Genomic DNA, 17,279 nt, shown 5'->3' on the forward strand with positions numbered 1-17,279 from the left:
CGGGTCTGCCTTTCGGTCGGGGGAACTCACACCACGTGTGCTTCGGGGCGGATGTCGGCACCGGTCGTGAACCGGTCGGCGCTGAGCGGGGTGACGTCCACGAACGGGGCGCGGCCGAGGTGGAGGTCGCGCATGATCTCGCCGACCGCGGGGGCCTGGAGGAAGCCGTGGCCGGAGAACCCGGTGGCGTACAGGAAGTTGGGCAGGGTGCCGGAGCGTCCGATCAGGGCGTTGTGGTCCGGGGTGACCTCGTACAGTCCGGCCCAGCCGTCGGTGGTCTCCAGGCCGGCGAGGGCGGGGGCCCGGCGGCGGACAGCGGCGCGGAAGAGCGGGAGCCAGTCCGGTGTCCAGGTGGTGTCGAAGCCGTCGGCCTGGCCGGGGTCGGCGAGGCCGAAGAGCAGGCCGTCGTCGCTGTTGTGGAAGTAGGCCGTGGAGGCGAAGTCGATGGTGAAGGGGATGCGCGGGGCGGGCGGAGTGAGCGGCGCCGTGAAGGCGAGCTGGCGGCGCACCGGGCGCACCGGGAGGGGGACGCCCGCCATCTCGCCGATCCGTGCGGACCAGGCGCCCGCGGCGCAGATGACGGTGGAGCAGGCGATCCGGCCGTGGTCGGTGTGGACGGCGGTGACCCGGTCGCCGGTGGTGTCGAGGCCGGTGACGGCGGTGTGCGGGGCGAAGGCCACGCCCGCCCGCGCGGCGGCGCGCGCATAGCCCTGGACCGCGAGTCCGGGCCGGGCGTGGCCGTCGGTCGGTGAGTAGGCGGCGGCCACCAGCCCGTCGGTGCTGAGGTAGGGACACAGCTGCTGTGCCTCGCGGGGGCCGATCATGCGGCTGGGGACGCCCAGCTCGTTCTGGAGGTGGACGCTGCTCTCGAAGTCCGCGGCCTGCCGGTCGCTGGTCAGCAGGAAGAGATAGCCGACGCCGTCCAGCCGGATGTCGGCGCCGGGCCGCTGGGGGAAGTCCTGCCAGGCGCGCAGACTCCGGCTGCCCAGGGCGATGTTGAGCGGGTCGGAGAACTGCGCCCGCACGCCGCCGATCGGCTTGCCCGAGCTGCCGCTGCCCAGCTCACCTCGTTCGACGACGACGATGTCGGTCACCCCGGCCTCGGCCAGGTGGAACGCGATGCTGGTGCCCATCACACCGCCGCCGACGATCACCACGTCGGCCGTGGGCGGGACGGTGCGGGAGGTGGATGACATGGACAAGAGGCCGATCCCTTCCGAGGGCCCGGCCCGGTGCCGGTGGGCGTGTGCCGGGCACCGGGGCTGGGCTGTCAGTGCATGGCGAGAAGAGCTGATCAGCTAGCTGCCCGTCATCGTGCAGGACTCCAACCGTTGACGTCTACGAACAGTTACTGCGTCTGATCTATTAGGATCTCTATATGGATTGGACGAGTGCCCAGCTGCGGTCCCTGGTGGAACTGACCCGGCGCGGCACGATCACCGCGGCGGCCCAGGCCCTGGGATACACGCCCGGCGGGGTGTCGCAGCAGATCGCCGCGCTGGAGAAGGCGGCGGGCATGGAGCTGCTGCGGCGGGTCGGGCGGCGGGTGGAGCTGACCGATGCCGGCCGGACCCTGTCGCGGCACGCGGAGCGGATTCTGTCCACGGAGGCGGAGGCCGTCGAGGCCCTGGAGCGCACCCGGCACGAGATCTCCGGCGTCCTCCAGGTGGGGCTGTTCGCCACGGCGGCCGCCGAGCTACTGCCACCGGCGCTGCAGGAGGCCCGGCGGGCCCATCCCGGGCTGACGGTGCAGAGCCGCGACATGGATGTCGACGAGGTGCACGACGCCGTCACGTCCGGCGCGGTGGACCTGGCACTCGGCCTGGACTACCCGGACGTGCCGATCCCGCGTGAGCCCGCCCTGCGGGTGCGGCGGCTGTACCGCGAACGGTTCTCGCTGGCGGTGCCCGCCGGATCGATGGCGGGCCGCGAGGTGACCGGCCTGGCGGAGACCCAGGACCTCGGCTGGATTCTGCCGTCGGCCGACAGTTACTACGGACGCGCGGTCCGCACCGCCTGCCGACGGGCGGGCGTCGAGCCGCGGGTGCAGCACGAGGTCACCGACACCGCGGCCACCCTGGCACTCGTCGAGGCCGGGATCGGGGTGAGCCCGGTGACGGACCTGATGCTCGGCCTGCGGGCCTCCCGGCTGGACGTGGTGCGGCTGCGGGAGCGGATCGAGCGGCACATCGTGGTGATGTTCCGCTCCTCCGTCGAGCACCGCCCCACGGTGACGGCTCTGGTCGACGTCCTGCGGGCGGTGTCCGGGGCACGGAACACCCCGGCCGACTAGGACTGCCCGGGCCGACCCTTTCTGAAGTCGGACCTGCCGCGGGTACCTGAGCCTCGGAGAGACCCATTGCCCCATTGTCATGCGCCACAAGTATCTTGCGGCGCATGACAATGGCCACTATCTTGTACCGCATGACAAAGGGGCTGCCCGCCACCGGTGACCAGCGTCGTAGTCAGCTGCTGCGCGGGGTGCTCGATCTGTGCCTGCTGTCGCTGATCGCCGAACGGCCGCGCTACGGCTTCGAGTTCGTGGCGGCACTCGCCGACAATGGGCTCGACCTCGTGAGCGAAGGCAGTATCTATCCGCTGCTCGCCCGACTGGAGCGGGACGGGGTCATCTCCTCGTTCCGCGCCCCGTCGGCCAGCGGTGGTGCCCCACGCAAGTACTACCGCCTGACCGAAGCGGGACGGGCCGAACTGGCGGGCGGCCGGGCCGTGTGGCACGCCTTCAGCGGGCGTGTGGGGCGGATTCTGGACGCCACCGAATCCACGGGGGAAAGCGCACCATGACGGACCAGCGCACCATGACGAGCCGGCAGATACTCGCGGTCTGCCGCAGCAACTGGGAGTACCGCGGCATCGACGACGGATCTGTCCGGGAGATGCTCGACGAGCTCTCCGCCCATCTGGAGGACGCGGCGGCCGCAGGCCGCACGCCCCAGGACGTCGTGGGTGACGACGTCAAGGAGTTCGCCGCGTCCTGGGCGCGGGCCCGCACTCCGTTTGCCCGCCGACTGCTGCGCACGGCGGCGATGGTCTGCTTCGTGATCGGCTGCCTGCTACTGATCACGTGTCTGGTCCGGTGGACCACCGAACGGGTCGTGCGCGTGGACGATGTCGCCTTCTGGGCCGTCCTCGCAGCGGTCACGGTCGCCTGGGAGCTACGGCGCGGCAGCCTGGGGCTCGGCAGGACCCTGGCGGTCGCCCTTGCCGCCGGCTTGGCCGCAGTACTGCTCTCCCTGTGGCTGGGCGGCGACGGGGCGCTGTTCACCCTGCCCCTGTGGGCGGCCCCGGTGCTGCTCCTCCCCGGACTGCCGTACGCCGTCGCCGATGCGCGGGGCAGGAAAAGCGCCGCGCCCGGCGTCGACTAGGCCGTTTCGCCTGGATCATCCGATCGCCGGTCCAGGGACGGCGTTGGGCGGCGTGCAGTGGGCTCGGATCGAGCCGTTGCCACCGGTCCGCACGGTGATCCCGACAGCAACTGCCCAGTGCGGGCGGGTCGTAGCGCGACTCGTCGAGTGCCGGTTTTTACGCGGCGCCGTCCAGGGCGGCGACCAGCAGGGCGAAGGCGGTGATGATGACGGCGACGCGGACGTAGTGGAGGCGGTCCCAGCGGTTCATCTGCTGCTTCCAGTCGGCGGGCCGGTTGTCCGGGGTCCACGTCTTGCCCCGGTTGTTGATCGGGACGAGCAGCAGGATCGACATGACCACGCTGAGGATCAGCAGCGCGCCGGCGGTGACGACGAGGCCGGTGCCGTGGTGGTGCCACCCGGCGACGGCCCAGACCGCGACCAGGACGAGCGAGGTGATGTACCAGACCGGCATCACCGCGCCGAGCAGCCGGCCCCCGTGGGCGCGGCCGAGTTGGTCAGCGTCGCCGGGGAGTGCGTTGAGGATCGGATTGATGACGAAGGCGACGGAGAACTCCACCCCCACCATCACGCCGACGACCACGATGGTGAACACCTCGAGTGCGTTGAGCATGACACCCTCCTGCAATCTAGTGCTGCTAGATATTGAGGCAACGCTAGTGCTGCTGTCGCTCGCTTGTCTAGCGGTGCTAGGGTCGAACCATGTCGGTACAGGAACGCAAGCAGCGTGAACGGGTGGAGCGCGAGCGCCTCATCGTGGCGACGGCCCGCGAACTCGCCGAGCAGCAGGGCTGGGACGCGGTCACCACCCGCCGGCTCGCCGAGCGCATCGAATACAGCCAGCCCGTCCTCTACAGCCACTTCCGTGGCAAGCGGGAGATCATCGGCGCCGTCGCCCTCAACGGCGCCGCCGAGATGGCCGCGGCGCTGCGGGCCGCGACCTCCGCCGCGGACGGACCTCGCGCCCGGGTTACCGCCCTCGCCCGCACCTACCTCGCATTCGCCGCACGCAACCCGGCGGTCTACGACGCCATGTTCCAGCTCGACGGCGGCCTGGCGTTCGCGGACGAGGACACCCCGGAGCCGCTGAAGGACGCGTTCGCCGCCCTGCTGGAAAGCCTCGGCGAGGTCGCCGGGGACGGCGTCCACCCGGCGCTGTTCACCGAGGTGTTCTGGGCCGCCCTGCACGGGCTGGCCACCCTGACCCGAGCGGGACGGCTGCCGCCGGAGGACACCGAGCGGAGGGTGGAGCTGCTGGTGGACCGGCTCGCCATGCTCTGACACACCCACCCCGGACGGACGCCCGGCGAGATCTCCCGAGCGGTTCGCGCCATGGACAGCTCCCCGCTCAACACCCGCACGCCCGGCATGAGTTGCCCCACCCCGGGCAACAAGGTGCCCTCTACACAAGAGCCCGGCCTGCTCGCCCTGCGGCCCGGGTTCGCCAGATTTCCTTGTGCTCAGCACCGCAAGTTGTCGCGCTGCGGTCTCTTTTGCCGGGGCGGATCGTGAGTGAAGGTTTCAGGCCAGTGGTGACCCACGCCACGACGGTGGCCCGTCGTGCCGCCGCTGCCTGACAGGGAGCGATCGATGTCCCCCCATCACACCCCGAAATCCGCACTCCCCGCGCTGCTGGGAAGAGGCCCCGAGGGGGTCTTCAGGCGCACACTTCCGAAGGAACAGCCCACCGGTGCGCGCATGGTGCGCACCCTGGGCCTGACCCAGCTGACGATGATCGGCATCGGCGCCATCATCGGGGCCGGCATCTTCAGTCTGGCCGCGGCCGTCGCCCGGGACGTGGCCGGTCCCGCTGTCCTGATCTCGTTCCTGGTGGCCGGTGCCGCGTCGCTCTGCGCGGCCTTCGCCTACGCCGAGTTCGCCGGCATGGTGCCGAAAGCCGGCTCCTCCTACACCTACTGCGCCGCGGTGCTCGGGGAGATCGTGGGCTGGATCGTCGGCTGGGACCTGCTCCTTGAGTACACCGCCATCGTCGCCGTCGTGGCGATCGGGATGTCGGGCTACCTGGGATTCCTGCTGGAGGCCGTCGGCGTGCATCTGCCCACCTGGGCCCTGGGCGCCCCCGGCACCGGAACCGGCCACCGGATCGATCTGCTCGCGGTGGCGATCTGTCTCGGCGTGGCCTGGCTGCTCACTCGTGGCACCCGCACCTCGGCGCGGGTGGAGACGGTGCTGACCATCGTCAAGATCGCGATCGTGCTGCTGGTGATCGTGGTCGGCTTCACCAAGGTCGACAGCCAGAATCTGCAGCCCTTCGCGCCCTTCGGTCTCGGCGGGGCGTTCACCGGGGCGGCGACGGTCTTCTTCGCCGTGTTCGGCTATGACGCGCTGAGTACGGCCGCCGAGGAGTCGCTGGAGGCCCGGCGCAAGCTGCCGAAGGCGATGATGCTGTCGCTGGCGGTCTCCATGGTGCTGTACGTGCTGGTCTGCGTCGTGCTCACCGGTATGCAGCACTACAGCGAGATCAACCCGAAGAGCGGGATCTCCAGCGCGTTCCAGAGCGTGGGGCTCAGCGGGCTGGCCAATGTGATCGCGGTCGGCGCGGTCATCGGCATCGTCACCGTGACCTTCTCCTTCATGATGGGCGCCTCGCGGCTGTGGTACGCCCTCAGCCGGGACGGTCTGATGCCCGCCTGGTTCGGCGCCATCCACCCCAAGCGCAAGGTGCCGCACCGTGCCACCTGGCTGATCGGCGCGGTGTCGGCCGTGCTGGCGGGGGTGCTGCCGATCAACGCCGTCGCCGAACTCACCAATATCGGCGTGCTGCTGGCGTTCGTGGTGGTCTCCGCCTCCGTGCTGGTGTTGCGCTACAAGAAGCCGCACCTCAAGCGGGGTTTCCGGTGTCCGGGCATGCCGGTGGTGCCCGTGCTCGGCATCGTCTTCTCGCTCTGGCTGATGTCGTTCCTCCAGTGGGAGACCTGGGTGCGGCTCGGCTGCTGGCTACTCGTCGGCCTGGTCATCTACGCGGCGTACGGCTACCGGCGCACCCGGCAGGTCATGCCGGGAGGCTCGGTGGATCTCGACGCCCTGGACGACATGTCCGAATCCGACGAGGCCGAGCCCACGCCTGTGCCGTGACGGGCGGCCGGCCGCCCCTGCCGGCGCTCCGTCCCTCCCCCCTCCCCGGGAGGGACGGAGCCCGCCTCCGTCCGGGGCCGTCAGCCGGCCTCCGCCGGATGCAGATGCGGATCGCCGGACGGCACCGCGCGGCGCAGACAGCTGAGCACGGCCGGGAGCAGCGGGTTGCTGTTCTCACCGCGGTGCAGCGCCATCACCTGGCGGTGGGCGGAGCGCTGGGTGAGGCGGGTCGCCTCGACGCCCTCGCTGGGCTGGTGGCCCAGTGCCGGGACCACGGCCACGCCGAGGCCGGCGGACACCAGCTCCCGCACCACGGCGTAGTTGTTGCTGCGGAAGGCGACGGCCGCCTCGAAGCCCGCTGCGGCGCACAGCCGGACGAACGACCGCGCCCCGGCGGTGTCCTCCCGGCTGGTGATCCAGCGAGCGCCGGACAGCTGGGGCAACTGTGCGCTCAGGCCACTGCCACGGGCCCTGAGCAGCAGGAGGTCCTCCCGGAGAAGGTGATGGCGGGTCAGTCCGGCGGGCCACTGGCGGGGGCTGAGCCCGTACTCGTAGACCAGCGCGACGTCCAGTTCACCGTGGCTGAGCGCGGCGAGCAGCTCTTCGGGCTCGGCCTCCTCCAGCTGGATCTGGGCGCGCGGGTGGGTCTCGACGAGGGCGGACAGCGCCGAGGGCACCAGCCGGACGTCGGCGGTGGGAAAGCTCCCCAGCCGCAGCCGGCCGGTGGCGCCGGTGGCGAGTTCCTGCACCTGGTGGTCCAGATCGTCCATGGCGGCCAGCACATGGGTGCTGAGATCGACCAGCCGGTGGGCCGCCGCGGTGGGGCGGATGCCGTGCGCCTCCCGCTCGAAGAGCACCAGCCCGGTCTCCTTCTCCAGGGCGGAGATCTGCTGCGAGATGGCGGAGGCGGTGTAGCCGAGATCGCGGGCCGCGAGGGCGAAGGACTCGCTGCGGACGACGGCCTTGAGCGTGAGCAGATGCAGGGTTTTCAGCACGGCAGGCTCCCAGGGACGCGGGAGGCGAGCATAAGCATTCATTGCCCTCAAGCGTCAATACTTTCGCCCTGCTGGGCCTTGTCCCACCCCCCGTCCTGCGCACATCGTGGTCCCACCAGGCGGAACGTGATCTCGGTCGGCACAAGGGAGCAAGCACGGTGACCACAACAGCGCAGGGCCTCGACGCGGCAGCGGTGGCCGAAGCGCTCGGCGCGGGGGACTGCGGAGAGGTCGCCGGTGACGCCGGCCGCCGGGCACAGTACGCGTCCGATGCCTCCAACTACCGCCAGATCCCGCTGGCCGTCGTCTTCCCCCGCGAGCGGCGGCACATCCTGAACACGCTCGGCGTCTGCCGCCGACTGGGAGTGCCGGTCACCGCGCGCGGCGCGGGCACCAGCACCTCGGGGCAGGCCGTCGGACCGGGCGTGGTGCTGGACTTCTCCCGGCACTTCCACCGGCTGCTCGCCCTGGACCCGCGGGCCCGGACCGCGACCGTCGAGCCCGGCCTCGTGCTGGACGTTCTGCAGGAGGCCGCCGCCCCGCACGGGCTGCTCTTCGGCGCCGATCCGTCCACCCACAGCCGCTGCACGCTGGGCGGCATGATCGGCAACAACGCCTGCGGCTCGCGCTCCCTCGCCTGGGGCCGCACCGCGGACAACATCCTGGAACTGGAGGTGGCCACCTACCGCGGCACGGTGGTCCGGCTCGGGGAGATGACCACGGAGGAGATCGACGAGGCGATCGCCGCGGGCGGTGACCGCGGCGGGCTGATCGCGTCCCTGCACCGGCTCGCCCAGCGCAATCTGGCGACCCTGCGCACCGGACTGGGGCAGTTCCCGCGGCAGGTGTCGGGCTACGCACTGGAACAGCTGCTGCCCGAGCGGCGTTTCAACCTCGCGCGGGCCCTGGTCGGCAGCGAGGGCACGCTGGCCGTCGTCCTCTCGGCCACCGTCCGTCTGGTGTCCCCGCCCCCGGCACGGGCCCTGGTCGTCCTGGGGTTCGCGGACGCCTGTGCCGCGGCCGACGCGGTCCCCGCCCTGCTGAAGCATCAGCCGCTGGCGCTGGAGGGCCTCGACCACGCGCTGACCGACATCGTCACCCGGCCCGCGACCAGGGCCGCGATCGACACCCTGCCGGCCGCGCGGGCCTGGCTGTTCGCCGAACTCGGCGGCACCGCGGACGCGTTGCCCCGGCAGGCCGAGGAGCTGGCCGAGACCGCGCGGCAGGCCGCGGGATGCACCGGCAGTGAGGTCGTCACCGATGCCGCGCGCGCCCGCACCCTGTGGCGCATCCGCGAGGACGGTGCGGGGCTGGCCACCCGTATGCCTGGGGGCACCTCCCAGCCCCCCAGGGCTGAGGGAGGCTCGGAGGCCTGGCCCGGCTGGGAGGACGCGGCCGTCCCGCCCGAGCAACTCGGCTCCTATCTGCGGAAGTTCACCGAGCTGCTGGACCGCCACGGACTCCAGGGCGCCGTCTACGGGCACTTCGGCGAGGGCTGTCTGCACGTCCGGATCAACTTCGACTTCGGCACCGAGCAGGGCACCGCCGTCTTCCGCGCCTTCGTCACCGACGCCGCCCGGCTGGTCGCCGCCCACGGCGGCTCGCTGTCCGGCGAACACGGCGACGGGCAGGCCCGCTCCGAGCTGCTGCCGCTGATGTACGGCCCCGACGTCATCGCCCTGTTCGAGGAGTTCAAGGGCGTCTGGGACCCCGACAACGGCCTCAACCCCGGCATGATCGTCCGGCCGCTGCCGCTCGACGGCAACCTGCGCGTCAGCCCGCACCGCACGCCGCTGCCGCTGGCCACCGTGTTCCCCTTCCACGCCGACGACGGGGACTTCGCCAAGGCCACCCGCCGTTGTGTCGGCGTCGGCAAGTGCCGCTCCACCGCGCACCGCGGCGATGTCATGTGCCCCAGCTACCGGGTCACCCGCGACGAGAAGGACTCCACCCGCGGCCGCGCCCGGCTGCTGTACGAGATGACGCAGGGCGAAGTGATCACCGACGGCTGGCGTTCCACCGAGGTACGCGACGCCCTCGATCTGTGCCTGTCCTGCAAGGGGTGCAGCGCCGACTGCCCCGTCGGGGTGGACATGGCCACCTACAAATCGGAGTTCCTGCACCACCACTACAAGGGGCGGCTGCGGCCCGCCTCGCACTACACCATGGGCTGGCTGCCGCTGCTGTCACGGCTGGCTGCACGGGCCCCTGGAGTGGTCAACGCGCTCACCTCGTCCCGGCTGGCCCCGGCCGTCAAGCGCCTCGGCGGGATCGCCCCGGAGCGGGAACTCCCCCGCTTCGCCCCACAGACCTTCCTCACCTGGTTCCGCCGCCGTACGCCGCAGGGAGACGGCCGGCGTGGCCCGGTCGTGCTGTGGGTCGACTCCTTCAACAACCACTTCAGCCCCGAGGTCCTCCAGGCCGGTGTGGCCGTGCTGGAGGACGCCGGCTTCCGGGTGCAGGTCCCGGACGGCACCCAGTGCTGCGGACTCACCTGGATCACCACCGGTCAGCTCGGCACGGCCCGCCGCGTCGCCCGGCGCACCACCGCGGCCCTGGCCCCCGCCGTCGGCGCCGGCCTCCCCGTCGTCGGACTGGAGCCGAGCTGCACGGCGGCCCTCAGGGGCGATCTCCCCGAACTCCTCGATGGCGACGCGGACGCCCGTGCCCTCTCCCGCGCCACGCTCACCCTCGCCGAACTCCTCGTCCACCACGCCCCCGACTGGCAGCCTCCACGGGTCGAGTCCCGCTCGCTCAGCCAGACCCACTGCCACCAGCACGCCACCACCGGCTTCGGCGCCGACAGCACGCTGCTGGAGCGGATGGGCATCGACAACACCGCGCTCGATTCCGGCTGTTGCGGTCTCGCCGGCAACTTCGGCTTCGAGCGCGGCCACTACGACGTCTCGGTCGCCGCGGGCGAACAGGTCCTGCTCCCGGCGGTGCGTTCGGCCCCCGCGGACACCCAGATCCTGGCCGACGGCTTCAGCTGCCGTACCCAGATCGCCCAGCAGACCCCGCGCAGCGGCACCCATCTCGCCCAGCTGATCGCCCAGGCGCTGCCCCCTGCCGCCCCCTCCGCCCGATCCGGCTCCCCTTCGCTTCCTACCGACAAGGAACACACCCGTGACTGACGCACTCTCCCTCATCGACGAGTGGGGCCCCGAGAAGACCGTCGTCGTCTCGCACCGGCGCACCGGCATGAAGGGCGTCCTGGTGATCGACAACACCGCCCGCGGCATCGGCAAGGGCGGCACCCGGATGAGCCCCGGTGTGACCGTCGAGGAGGTCTCGCGGCTGGCCCGGGTCATGACGTGGAAGTGGGCGGCCGTCGACCTCTTCTACGGCGGCGCCAAGGCCGGCATCGTCGCCGATCCGGCCGCCCGCGACAAGGAGGCGGTGCTGCGCGCCTTCGCCCGCGCGCTGTCCAACGAGGTGCCCCGCGAGTATGTGATGGGGCTCGACATGGGCCTGACCGAGAGTGACGCCGCCATCATCCAGGACGAGCTGGGCGACCGCGGGGCCGCCGTCGGCACTCCCGAGCACCTCGGCGGGGTGGCCTACGACAAGCTCGGGGTCACCGGCTACGGCGTGGCGGAGGCGGCCGACGCCGCGGCACGGCACCAGGGGCTGCCGCTGGCCGGGTCCCGGGTCGCCCTGCAGGGCTTCGGTGCGGTCGGCAGCGCGGCCGCCCAGCGGTTCACGGAGCTGGGGGCCACGATCGTGGCGGTGTCCACGGCGCACGGGGTGCGGTACGACCCCAGCGGGCTCGACGTGGGCGCCCTGCTGGCGGCGCGGGACGAGCACGGCGACCACTTCGTCACCCGCCACCCGGCCGGCACCGCGCTGCCCGCGGGGGCCGAACTCACCGTGGACTGCGATGTCCTGGTGCCTGCCGCGCTCCAGGACGTCATCCACCGCGGCACCGCGCACGAGATCAAGGCGAAGCTGATCGTGGAGGGCGCGAACCTGCCGACCTCGGCGGACGCCCGGAGCGTCCTCGCCGAGCGGGGCATCACCGTGCTCCCCGACTTCGTGGCCAACGCCGGTGGTGTGGTCGCCGCCGCCTTCGCGATGGATGCCCGCTACTCCGGCTTCCGGCCCGGCACGGCGAGCATCTTCGAGTCGGTCTCGGCGCGGCTGCGGTCCAACACCGTGACGGTGCTGGACGAGGCCCGGCAGCAGGACATCACCCCGCACGCGGCCGGCCGCCGCCTCGCCGAGGAGCGGGTCCGCACCGCCATGGAGAGCAAGGGCCGTCTCCCGCGCGGCTGAGCGGCGCGGCACCACCGGCTCTGGGCGTCAGGCCGGGCACGCCTCATGGTTCTTGACCACGGTGAGCGTGGCCGGCCGGCCCTCCAGGGGTGTGCCCGCCTCCGGAGCCTGGGAGCAGACCTTCCAGCTACCGGGCCACAGCACATGGCGGCCCGCGCCGCGTCCGTCGCGGAGCCGGACGGAGGTGTCGTAGTTCAGGGCCTGGTAGGCGGAGACCAGGCCCCGGCCTGCCACCTGCGGCATCCGCTCGGGGCCGTCGGCCTGCGCCGGAGCGGCCGGGAGCAGGCAGGACAGGACCAGGAGCGAGGTGGTGACGATACGTTTCATCACCGGAGAACGATCAGCGCGGGCAACGGTCACCCGCGGGCCGGGCCATCACCCCCGTTCAGACGGCTGCCCGCGCCTCCTCGGCGCGGATCTCCTCGATGACATGCCGGGCGATGGCCGCCATCACCCGGTTGCTGTCGCGGTAGGCGCGGAGTTCCATGAGCGCGACCGACAGCGCCCAGCCGCGGCCGCGGGCCCAGGTCGCGTCGTCCGCGCCCAGGGCCGTGCGGAAGAGGCCGCGTGCCTCGGCGGGCAGCAGGTACCAGGCCACGATCGTGTCGACGGCGGGGTCGCCGAGGCCGAGGCAGCCGAAGTCGATGACGGCGCCGAGCCGGCCGCGGACGGTCAGCACGTTGCCGGGCTGCAGGTCGGCGTGGAGCCAGACGGCCGGTCCGGTCCAGGCGGGCGCCCGCAACGCCGCTTCCCAGCCGGCGAGCGCCGCGTCCGTGTCGATCAGGCCGTGCAGTTCCGCCACCGCGGCGCGCGTCGCCGCGTCCCGTTCCGCCAGGGGTTCGCTGCGGTAGGACGGAGGCCCGTCCGTGGGGTCGATGCGGTGCAGGGCGGTGACGAATGCCGCCAGATCCGCGGCGAGCGAGCGGGGTGCGGAGAGGTGGCCGACGGCCGGGTTCTCCCCGTCGAGCCAGCGGTAGACCGACCACGGCCAGGGGTAGCCGGCGGCGGGTGTGCCCTGCCCGAGCGGTGCGGGTACGGCGACCGGGAGCGCGGGGGCGAGCCGGGGCAGCCAGCGGTGTTCCTTTGCCACGTCGTCGGCGGCACCCTCGGTGCGCGGGAGCCGTACGACCATGGCGTCACCGAGCCGGAACATGGCGTTGGCGGTCCCGGCGGAGTCGACCGCCGTGACCGGCAGGTCCGCCCACGCGGGGAACTGCGCGCCGATCAGGCGGCGCACCAGCGGGACGTCGAGCCGCACCGCGTCGGCATGCTTCCTGCGTGGGCTCACGGGGTGCCTCCGTATCGCTCGGGATCGTGGCCGTCCCGGTGTCGTGGGCGGCGTCCCTTGATATCCCGGCCCGCCGTCCCCGTCGACCTCTTATCCGTCAGGTCAGGGGCCGGCAGAGCAGGGCGTCGGGGCGGCCGAGGTGTCCGAGGCGGCTGGTGTAGGCGAGGCCGGCCGCATAGGAGCGGGAGGGGCACTGCCCCTTGTAGTGGCCGTGGGCGAAGTCGCCTCCGGGGTCGCCGGGCGGACGGTTGTCCCCGCGGTCGAACCAGAGGGTGCTCCCGTCCGTGCCCAGTGCGGTGCGGGCCGGTGTGCACAGTGCGGCGGAGAGCTTCGCGCCCCGCAGGCTGTAGCCGGTGAGGAAGTGTCCGTCGGGGCACTGGAGTTTGCTGTAGCCGGGGGCCCAGTCGCCGCCGGCCGGGACATGGCGCTCGTCGCGCACCACGGTGGGGACGCTGCCGGGCTTGCGCAGATCGCCGGCCGTGGGCGCGTCGGTGCACAGCCCGCGGCCCCGGGTGTGGCTGATCCCGATGAGACGTTCACCGTCCGGGCAGGCCGCCTTGCGGGCGCCGCTGTCCCAGTCGCCCAGGGACCGGGCGCTCAGGGACTGGACGAAGTCGCGGTGGTCGGTGGTGAGCATGTGCCAGGCGGGGGTCGCCGGCACCGGGCCCGTCTTCTGCGGGGCGGTCATGAGCCGGTGCCAGGCGGTGGCCCGCCAGTCGCCGCCGTCGAGGACTCCGGTGCGGCGGCCGGTACGGTCGTAGCCCAGCAGGGCCCAGGTGTCCCCGACGGGCCGCCCCTGACTGTCGGTGCTCCAGCCGACGAGCGGCCAGTAGGCGAAGTCCGTGTCGGTGTCGGCGAGATAGTCGGTGAGATTGCCGAACCAGGCGCGGGCGGCCGGGTTTGACTCCTCGGAACCGGTGCCGAACTCGCTGATCCACAGGGGCGCGGTGAAGTGCTTCCCGGTCTCCTCGGAGACGTAGAAGGCCTGGTCGCGCAGTACGGCGCGCAACTGGTCACGGCTCAGGTCCTGGTAGCGGGGGTCGTGGGTCTCCCCCATCCCGGTGGCGCCGCTGTGGTGCGGGCCGGTGTAGCCGTAGAAGTGGGCGGAGTAGACGAGTTTCCCGGAGGTGACGAGGGTGTGCGAGAGCGTACGGGCCGGGGCGAGGGTGGGGCGGCCGTGCGGGAGGCCGTCCAGGGGCACTCCGGTCCAGTTGATGCCCTCGATGATGAGGAGGAGACGGGGGTTGGCCTCGGTGAGAATCCGGTCGGCGGCCTCCTGCGCGGCGGCCTGCCAGTCGTGCGCGTCGCCCAGGCCCCAGTTGGGGTCGTCCAGGACGTCACGGCGCACCTCGTTGTAGAGGTCCGCCCCCACCACGCGGCCGTTGTCCTGGTAGCGGCGGGCCATGAAGACCCAGTCATCGGCCCATTGCCGGGTGGTCTGGCGGCTGTTCCACCGCTCGTTGCCGTCGAGCCCGCAGCACCACCGGGTGGTGTTGGTGTGGTTGTTGAGGACGACCGCGAAGCCGCCCGCGGTCAGGGCGGAGACCACCGCGTCGAAGACCTGGAGTGGTGTCCTGCCGCGCAGCTGCGGGTTGGCGGCGACCGCGGCGTCCGGCACCGGGGCCGTGGCGTGGAGCATCTCGTTGGAGAACGGCAGCCGGATGCTGTTGAGGCCCAGCGCGCGGAAGTCGTCGAGCAGCATGGCGATACGGACGCGGTCGAGACCGACGGGGATGCCGTGCGCGTTCTGGCCACCATGGTGGTTGGCCGGGTCGTCGATGTCGCCCGAGCCGTTCCAGGAGCCCTGCGCCCCGTCCCAGTTGGCGGACTTCAGCCGGAATCGCCGGCCGTCGGCATCGACGATGTAGCGGCCTCGGGTGGACAGCGGAGCGGTCCACGCCTCGGCGGCCTTCCCGGCGGACGCGGCTGACGGTTCGGCCGCGGAGGCCTCCGGCGCAGCGGGCGCCGCGACCGCGCCGGGGACGGCGAGCCCCGTCAGGACGAGGCACATCGCCAGGACACGGCACACGGAACGTAGGAACGGCTGCACGTCATCTGCCTGCTTCGTCGGACGTACTCACCGGCGCGGTCCGGCGAGCGGCCGCACGGCAGGGACACCGCCGGCGGGCCAGGGACAAGTTACCGACGGGTGACCGACGGGGCCATACCCTCCTACGGCCAATTTCCTGGCCGGTCAGCGTTGTTGGCGCTGCGGGCGCCCGCCGCCGGACGGCCGGTGGAGACGACTCGCCCCGGCCACCGAAGTCGGACGGCGGCGCGCCACACGCCCCTCACCGGACGTGGAGGAACTCCCGGGCTCCGCGCAGCCGGGTGCGCAGGCGCCGCTGTGTGGCGGTGCTGTCGAGGCGGACGTCGAGGGGCCCGGGGATGCGGGAATCCGCCCGGCGCCCCGCGGGCAGCCGGGTCGCGTCGAGCCCGTCGCGCCGGGCGATGAGCACGCCGAGTTCGTGCCGGCTGAGGGCTTCCGCCCCGGCGGCGTGGAAGGTCCCCGCCCGGTCGGAGACGGCGAGTTCGCACAGCGCGGAGGCCAGGTCAGCGACCTGCACCGGGCAGCGGATGTCATCGGTGAACAGGACGCCGTCGTGGGGGTCGGCGGCCAGTCCGTGCACCAGTCGCTCGTGCATGGACCCGCCGTCCCCGATGATCAGTGAGGTGCGGACGACCGCGGCGGCCGGTGCCAGGAACCGCACGCCGGTCTCGGCGGCCGCCTTCGCCGCGCCGTACGGGCTGACCGGGTCGGGCGGGCAGGTCTCGTCGTAGTGCACCCGGGAGCCGGAGAACACGGCGTCACTGGAGACGTGGACCAGACGGCAACCGCGGCGCGCCGCCGCCCTCGCCACCCGGATCGGGCCCTCGGCGGTGACCGCCCACTCGCTGTGCCCGCTCGTGGCGTTGACGACGGCGCGGGGCGCGGCCGCGGCCAGCACCTCGTCGAGCTGCCCGGGGACCCGCAGGTCGAGCCGGTACCACGCGACCCCAGGGACGCTGCCGTGGCGGGAGTGGTACGTCGCGGCCGTCTCCCAGCCCGCGGCCGTCGCCTGGCGCACCAGTTCCGTCCCCAGGAACCCGCTGCCGCCGATGATGAGAACCTTCATGGCTCCCAACGTAGGGCGGCCGCGCCCGGGGCGAAGCCCGAGAGCGTTGATCACATTCACCCCGTTCGCGGCATTCGGCCGCCCGGACCGTACGACTCCCCCGAGCCGTGGATTTCAGGCTCCTGGCCCAGCCCCGGGGCCGAGGGCGGCCCCCATCACCTCCGCGCTCCCCCACCGGCACCCACCGGCACCCACCGGCATCGACAGACGCCCGCGGCACGCGCCAAGCACTTAGGGTGACGAGATGATCACAGATCGGGTGCTTCGTCGGCCGGGCGCCGGCAGTCGGTCTCCCGGCGCCCGATTCCGGCACCCGGCCGCACCGGAGAAAGGGACTCGTATGCGCGCTCGCCATCTCGCCACCGCTGCCGTTCTGACCCTCACCACCGCTGTTCTCACCGCCGCCCCCGCCCCGGCACAGTCCTCCGCCACCTCCGCCACCTCCGCCACCGCCCCGCCGACGGGCGGCCGGTCACCCGAGGCCCGCCCGGCCGGCCACACCGAGGTCCCCGTCCAGGGTGGCTCGGCCCGTTTCGCCACCCCTCCCGCCCTGCTCGCCGCGCTCAAGGCGCAGGGCGTGGTGATCGCGGACGTCGACGCGCAGGGCGCGGTCACTCCGCACCACGACGCCGACGGGATCAACCTGCGCGTCAAGGGCGGTGCGGTCACCAACAGCGGCGGCAAGGTCGGCGGTGAACTGCGCTTCGCCGACGCCGGGATCGCACTGGTCCACCGCGGCACCAAGAAGGTCGTCAAGATCACCGACTTCACCGCCGACCTCGGCCAGGGCGCCCTGCGGGCCCGGATCGACGGCGGCCCGAGGCAGACCGTGGGCACCTTCACCCGGCCCGGCATCACCCCCTCCATCGACACCGCCACCGCGACGCTGCGGATGAACACCGGCATCACGGTCACCGCGGCGGCCGCCGCCAGGCTCAACGAGGCGCTCGGCACCACCGGCTTCAGCGGCGGCCCCCTGCTCCACGCCCGCATCGACGCCGCGCTCGACCCCTCCGTCGACCTGCGCACCGCCCTCAACCTGGGCCACCGCCCGGCCCCGGCAACCGGCGAAGGGCGCCGCTCGGCCGGGGCCTGGGAGGGAGGAGAGCCGTTGGCGGGGTGACCG

General features: G+C 72.6%; 15 protein-coding genes. 8 read left to right on the plus strand and 7 right to left on the minus strand.

Going from position 1 to position 17,279, the window contains the following annotated elements; all coding sequences use genetic code 11:
• Nucleotides 1-26: 26 nt before the first annotated feature.
• Nucleotides 27-1,196: an FAD-binding oxidoreductase gene (locus ACGFN2_RS10960; RefSeq protein WP_362607165.1), complete on the minus strand. Its 1,170-nt coding sequence runs from the start codon at nt 1,194-1,196 to the stop codon at nt 27-29.
• 182 nt (nt 1,197-1,378) lie between these two features.
• Between ACGFN2_RS10960 and ACGFN2_RS10965 the strand changes: the two genes are divergently transcribed.
• The 3 genes from ACGFN2_RS10965 (at nt 1,379) to ACGFN2_RS10975 (ending at nt 3,383) form a co-directional block, all read left to right on the plus strand.
• Nucleotides 1,379-2,293 (plus strand): LysR substrate-binding domain-containing protein, encoded by a 915-nt coding sequence (locus tag ACGFN2_RS10965; protein ID WP_362607164.1) that lies wholly within the window; start codon nt 1,379-1,381, stop codon nt 2,291-2,293.
• A gap of 131 nt (nt 2,294-2,424) precedes the next feature.
• On the plus strand, nt 2,425-2,802 hold the full coding sequence (locus ACGFN2_RS10970) for a PadR family transcriptional regulator (protein ID WP_362607162.1): 378 nt from the start codon (nt 2,425-2,427) through the stop codon (nt 2,800-2,802).
• A complete protein-coding gene (locus ACGFN2_RS10975; RefSeq protein WP_393359240.1) occupies nt 2,799-3,383 on the plus strand; it encodes a hypothetical protein in 585 nt (194 codons plus the stop codon). Before ACGFN2_RS10970 ends, ACGFN2_RS10975 begins: the two co-directional genes overlap by 4 nt.
• Before the next feature lie 157 nt (nt 3,384-3,540).
• Here ACGFN2_RS10975 and ACGFN2_RS10980 read toward each other — a convergent pair whose 3' ends face one another.
• Complete coding sequence (locus ACGFN2_RS10980) at nt 3,541-3,996, minus strand: anthrone oxygenase family protein (RefSeq protein WP_393359242.1); 456 nt, start codon at nt 3,994-3,996, stop codon at nt 3,541-3,543.
• 89 nt (nt 3,997-4,085) lie between these two features.
• On the opposite strand from ACGFN2_RS10980, the gene ACGFN2_RS10985 reads away from it, so the two are divergent.
• Both ACGFN2_RS10985 and ACGFN2_RS10990 read left to right on the plus strand, forming a co-directional pair.
• Entirely contained in the window at nt 4,086-4,664 is a 579-nt protein-coding gene (locus tag ACGFN2_RS10985) for a TetR/AcrR family transcriptional regulator (protein ID WP_362607157.1), read from the plus strand.
• A 417-nt stretch (nt 4,665-5,081) separates the two neighbouring features.
• On the plus strand, nt 5,082-6,479 hold the full coding sequence (locus ACGFN2_RS10990; protein WP_362607203.1) for an amino acid permease: 1,398 nt from the start codon (nt 5,082-5,084) through the stop codon (nt 6,477-6,479).
• 80 nt (nt 6,480-6,559) lie between these two features.
• Here ACGFN2_RS10990 and ACGFN2_RS10995 read toward each other — a convergent pair whose 3' ends face one another.
• Nucleotides 6,560-7,474 (minus strand): LysR family transcriptional regulator, encoded by a 915-nt coding sequence (locus tag ACGFN2_RS10995; protein ID WP_393359244.1) that lies wholly within the window; start codon nt 7,472-7,474, stop codon nt 6,560-6,562.
• Nucleotides 7,475-7,632: 158 nt separating this feature from the next.
• On the opposite strand from ACGFN2_RS10995, the gene ACGFN2_RS11000 reads away from it, so the two are divergent.
• Nucleotides 7,633-10,608 carry an FAD-binding and (Fe-S)-binding domain-containing protein gene (locus ACGFN2_RS11000; RefSeq protein ID WP_393359246.1) on the plus strand — a complete coding sequence of 992 codons (2,976 nt, stop codon included), beginning with the start codon at nt 7,633-7,635 and terminating at the stop codon, nt 10,606-10,608.
• Nucleotides 10,601-11,749, plus strand: a complete 1,149-nt coding sequence (locus tag ACGFN2_RS11005; protein WP_393359248.1) for a Glu/Leu/Phe/Val dehydrogenase — start codon at nt 10,601-10,603, stop codon at nt 11,747-11,749. The genes ACGFN2_RS11000 and ACGFN2_RS11005 overlap by 8 nt, the downstream gene beginning before the upstream one ends.
• 27 nt (nt 11,750-11,776) lie before the next feature.
• Here the strand turns inward: ACGFN2_RS11005 and ACGFN2_RS11010 are convergent, their stop codons facing one another.
• The 4 genes from ACGFN2_RS11010 to ACGFN2_RS11025 all read right to left on the minus strand — a co-directional run bounded on the left by ACGFN2_RS11010 (nt 11,777) and on the right by ACGFN2_RS11025 (nt 16,153).
• Nucleotides 11,777-12,076 (minus strand): hypothetical protein, encoded by a 300-nt coding sequence (locus ACGFN2_RS11010; protein ID WP_393359456.1) that lies wholly within the window; start codon nt 12,074-12,076, stop codon nt 11,777-11,779.
• Nucleotides 12,077-12,134: 58 nt separating this feature from the next.
• Nucleotides 12,135-13,037 (minus strand): aminoglycoside phosphotransferase family protein, encoded by a 903-nt coding sequence (locus ACGFN2_RS11015; RefSeq protein WP_393359250.1) that lies wholly within the window; start codon nt 13,035-13,037, stop codon nt 12,135-12,137.
• 97 nt (nt 13,038-13,134) lie between these two features.
• Nucleotides 13,135-15,048 (minus strand): cellulase family glycosylhydrolase, encoded by a 1,914-nt coding sequence (locus ACGFN2_RS11020; RefSeq protein WP_393359457.1) that lies wholly within the window; start codon nt 15,046-15,048, stop codon nt 13,135-13,137.
• A gap of 280 nt (nt 15,049-15,328) precedes the next feature.
• Nucleotides 15,329-16,153 (minus strand): SDR family oxidoreductase, encoded by an 825-nt coding sequence (locus ACGFN2_RS11025; RefSeq protein WP_393359252.1) that lies wholly within the window; start codon nt 16,151-16,153, stop codon nt 15,329-15,331.
• Nucleotides 16,154-16,493: 340 nt separating this feature from the next.
• Here ACGFN2_RS11025 and ACGFN2_RS11030 point away from each other — a divergent pair, with 340 nt between their 5' ends.
• Complete coding sequence (locus tag ACGFN2_RS11030; RefSeq protein ID WP_393359254.1) at nt 16,494-17,276, plus strand: hypothetical protein; 783 nt, start codon at nt 16,494-16,496, stop codon at nt 17,274-17,276.
• Nucleotides 17,277-17,279: the final 3 nt, after the last annotated feature.

This window comes from Streptomyces sp. NPDC048612 (assembly GCF_043199295.1).
Taxonomy (GTDB): Bacteria; Actinomycetota; Actinomycetes; order Streptomycetales; family Streptomycetaceae; genus Streptomyces.

Bases quoted from the DNA above. Each gene is read 5' to 3' on its own strand.
- ACGFN2_RS10960 (WP_362607165.1), bottom strand. From the start codon at position 1,196: ATGTCATCCACCTCCCGCACCGTCCCGCCCACGGCCGACGTGGTGATC.
- ACGFN2_RS10965 (WP_362607164.1), top strand. From the start codon at position 1,379: ATGGATTGGACGAGTGCCCAGCTGCGGTCCCTGGTGGAACTGACCCGG.
- ACGFN2_RS10970 (WP_362607162.1), top strand. From the start codon at position 2,425: ATGACAAAGGGGCTGCCCGCCACCGGTGACCAGCGTCGTAGTCAGCTG.
- ACGFN2_RS10975 (WP_393359240.1), top strand. From the start codon at position 2,799: ATGACGGACCAGCGCACCATGACGAGCCGGCAGATACTCGCGGTCTGC.
- ACGFN2_RS10980 (WP_393359242.1), bottom strand. From the start codon at position 3,996: ATGCTCAACGCACTCGAGGTGTTCACCATCGTGGTCGTCGGCGTGATG.
- ACGFN2_RS10985 (WP_362607157.1), top strand. From the start codon at position 4,086: ATGTCGGTACAGGAACGCAAGCAGCGTGAACGGGTGGAGCGCGAGCGC.
- ACGFN2_RS10990 (WP_362607203.1), top strand. From the start codon at position 5,082: ATGGTGCGCACCCTGGGCCTGACCCAGCTGACGATGATCGGCATCGGC.
- ACGFN2_RS11010 (WP_393359456.1), bottom strand. From the start codon at position 12,076: ATGAAACGTATCGTCACCACCTCGCTCCTGGTCCTGTCCTGCCTGCTC.
- ACGFN2_RS11020 (WP_393359457.1), bottom strand. From the start codon at position 15,048: ATGTGCCTCGTCCTGACGGGGCTCGCCGTCCCCGGCGCGGTCGCGGCG.
- ACGFN2_RS11025 (WP_393359252.1), bottom strand. From the start codon at position 16,153: ATGAAGGTTCTCATCATCGGCGGCAGCGGGTTCCTGGGGACGGAACTG.
- ACGFN2_RS11030 (WP_393359254.1), top strand. From the start codon at position 16,494: ATGCGCGCTCGCCATCTCGCCACCGCTGCCGTTCTGACCCTCACCACC.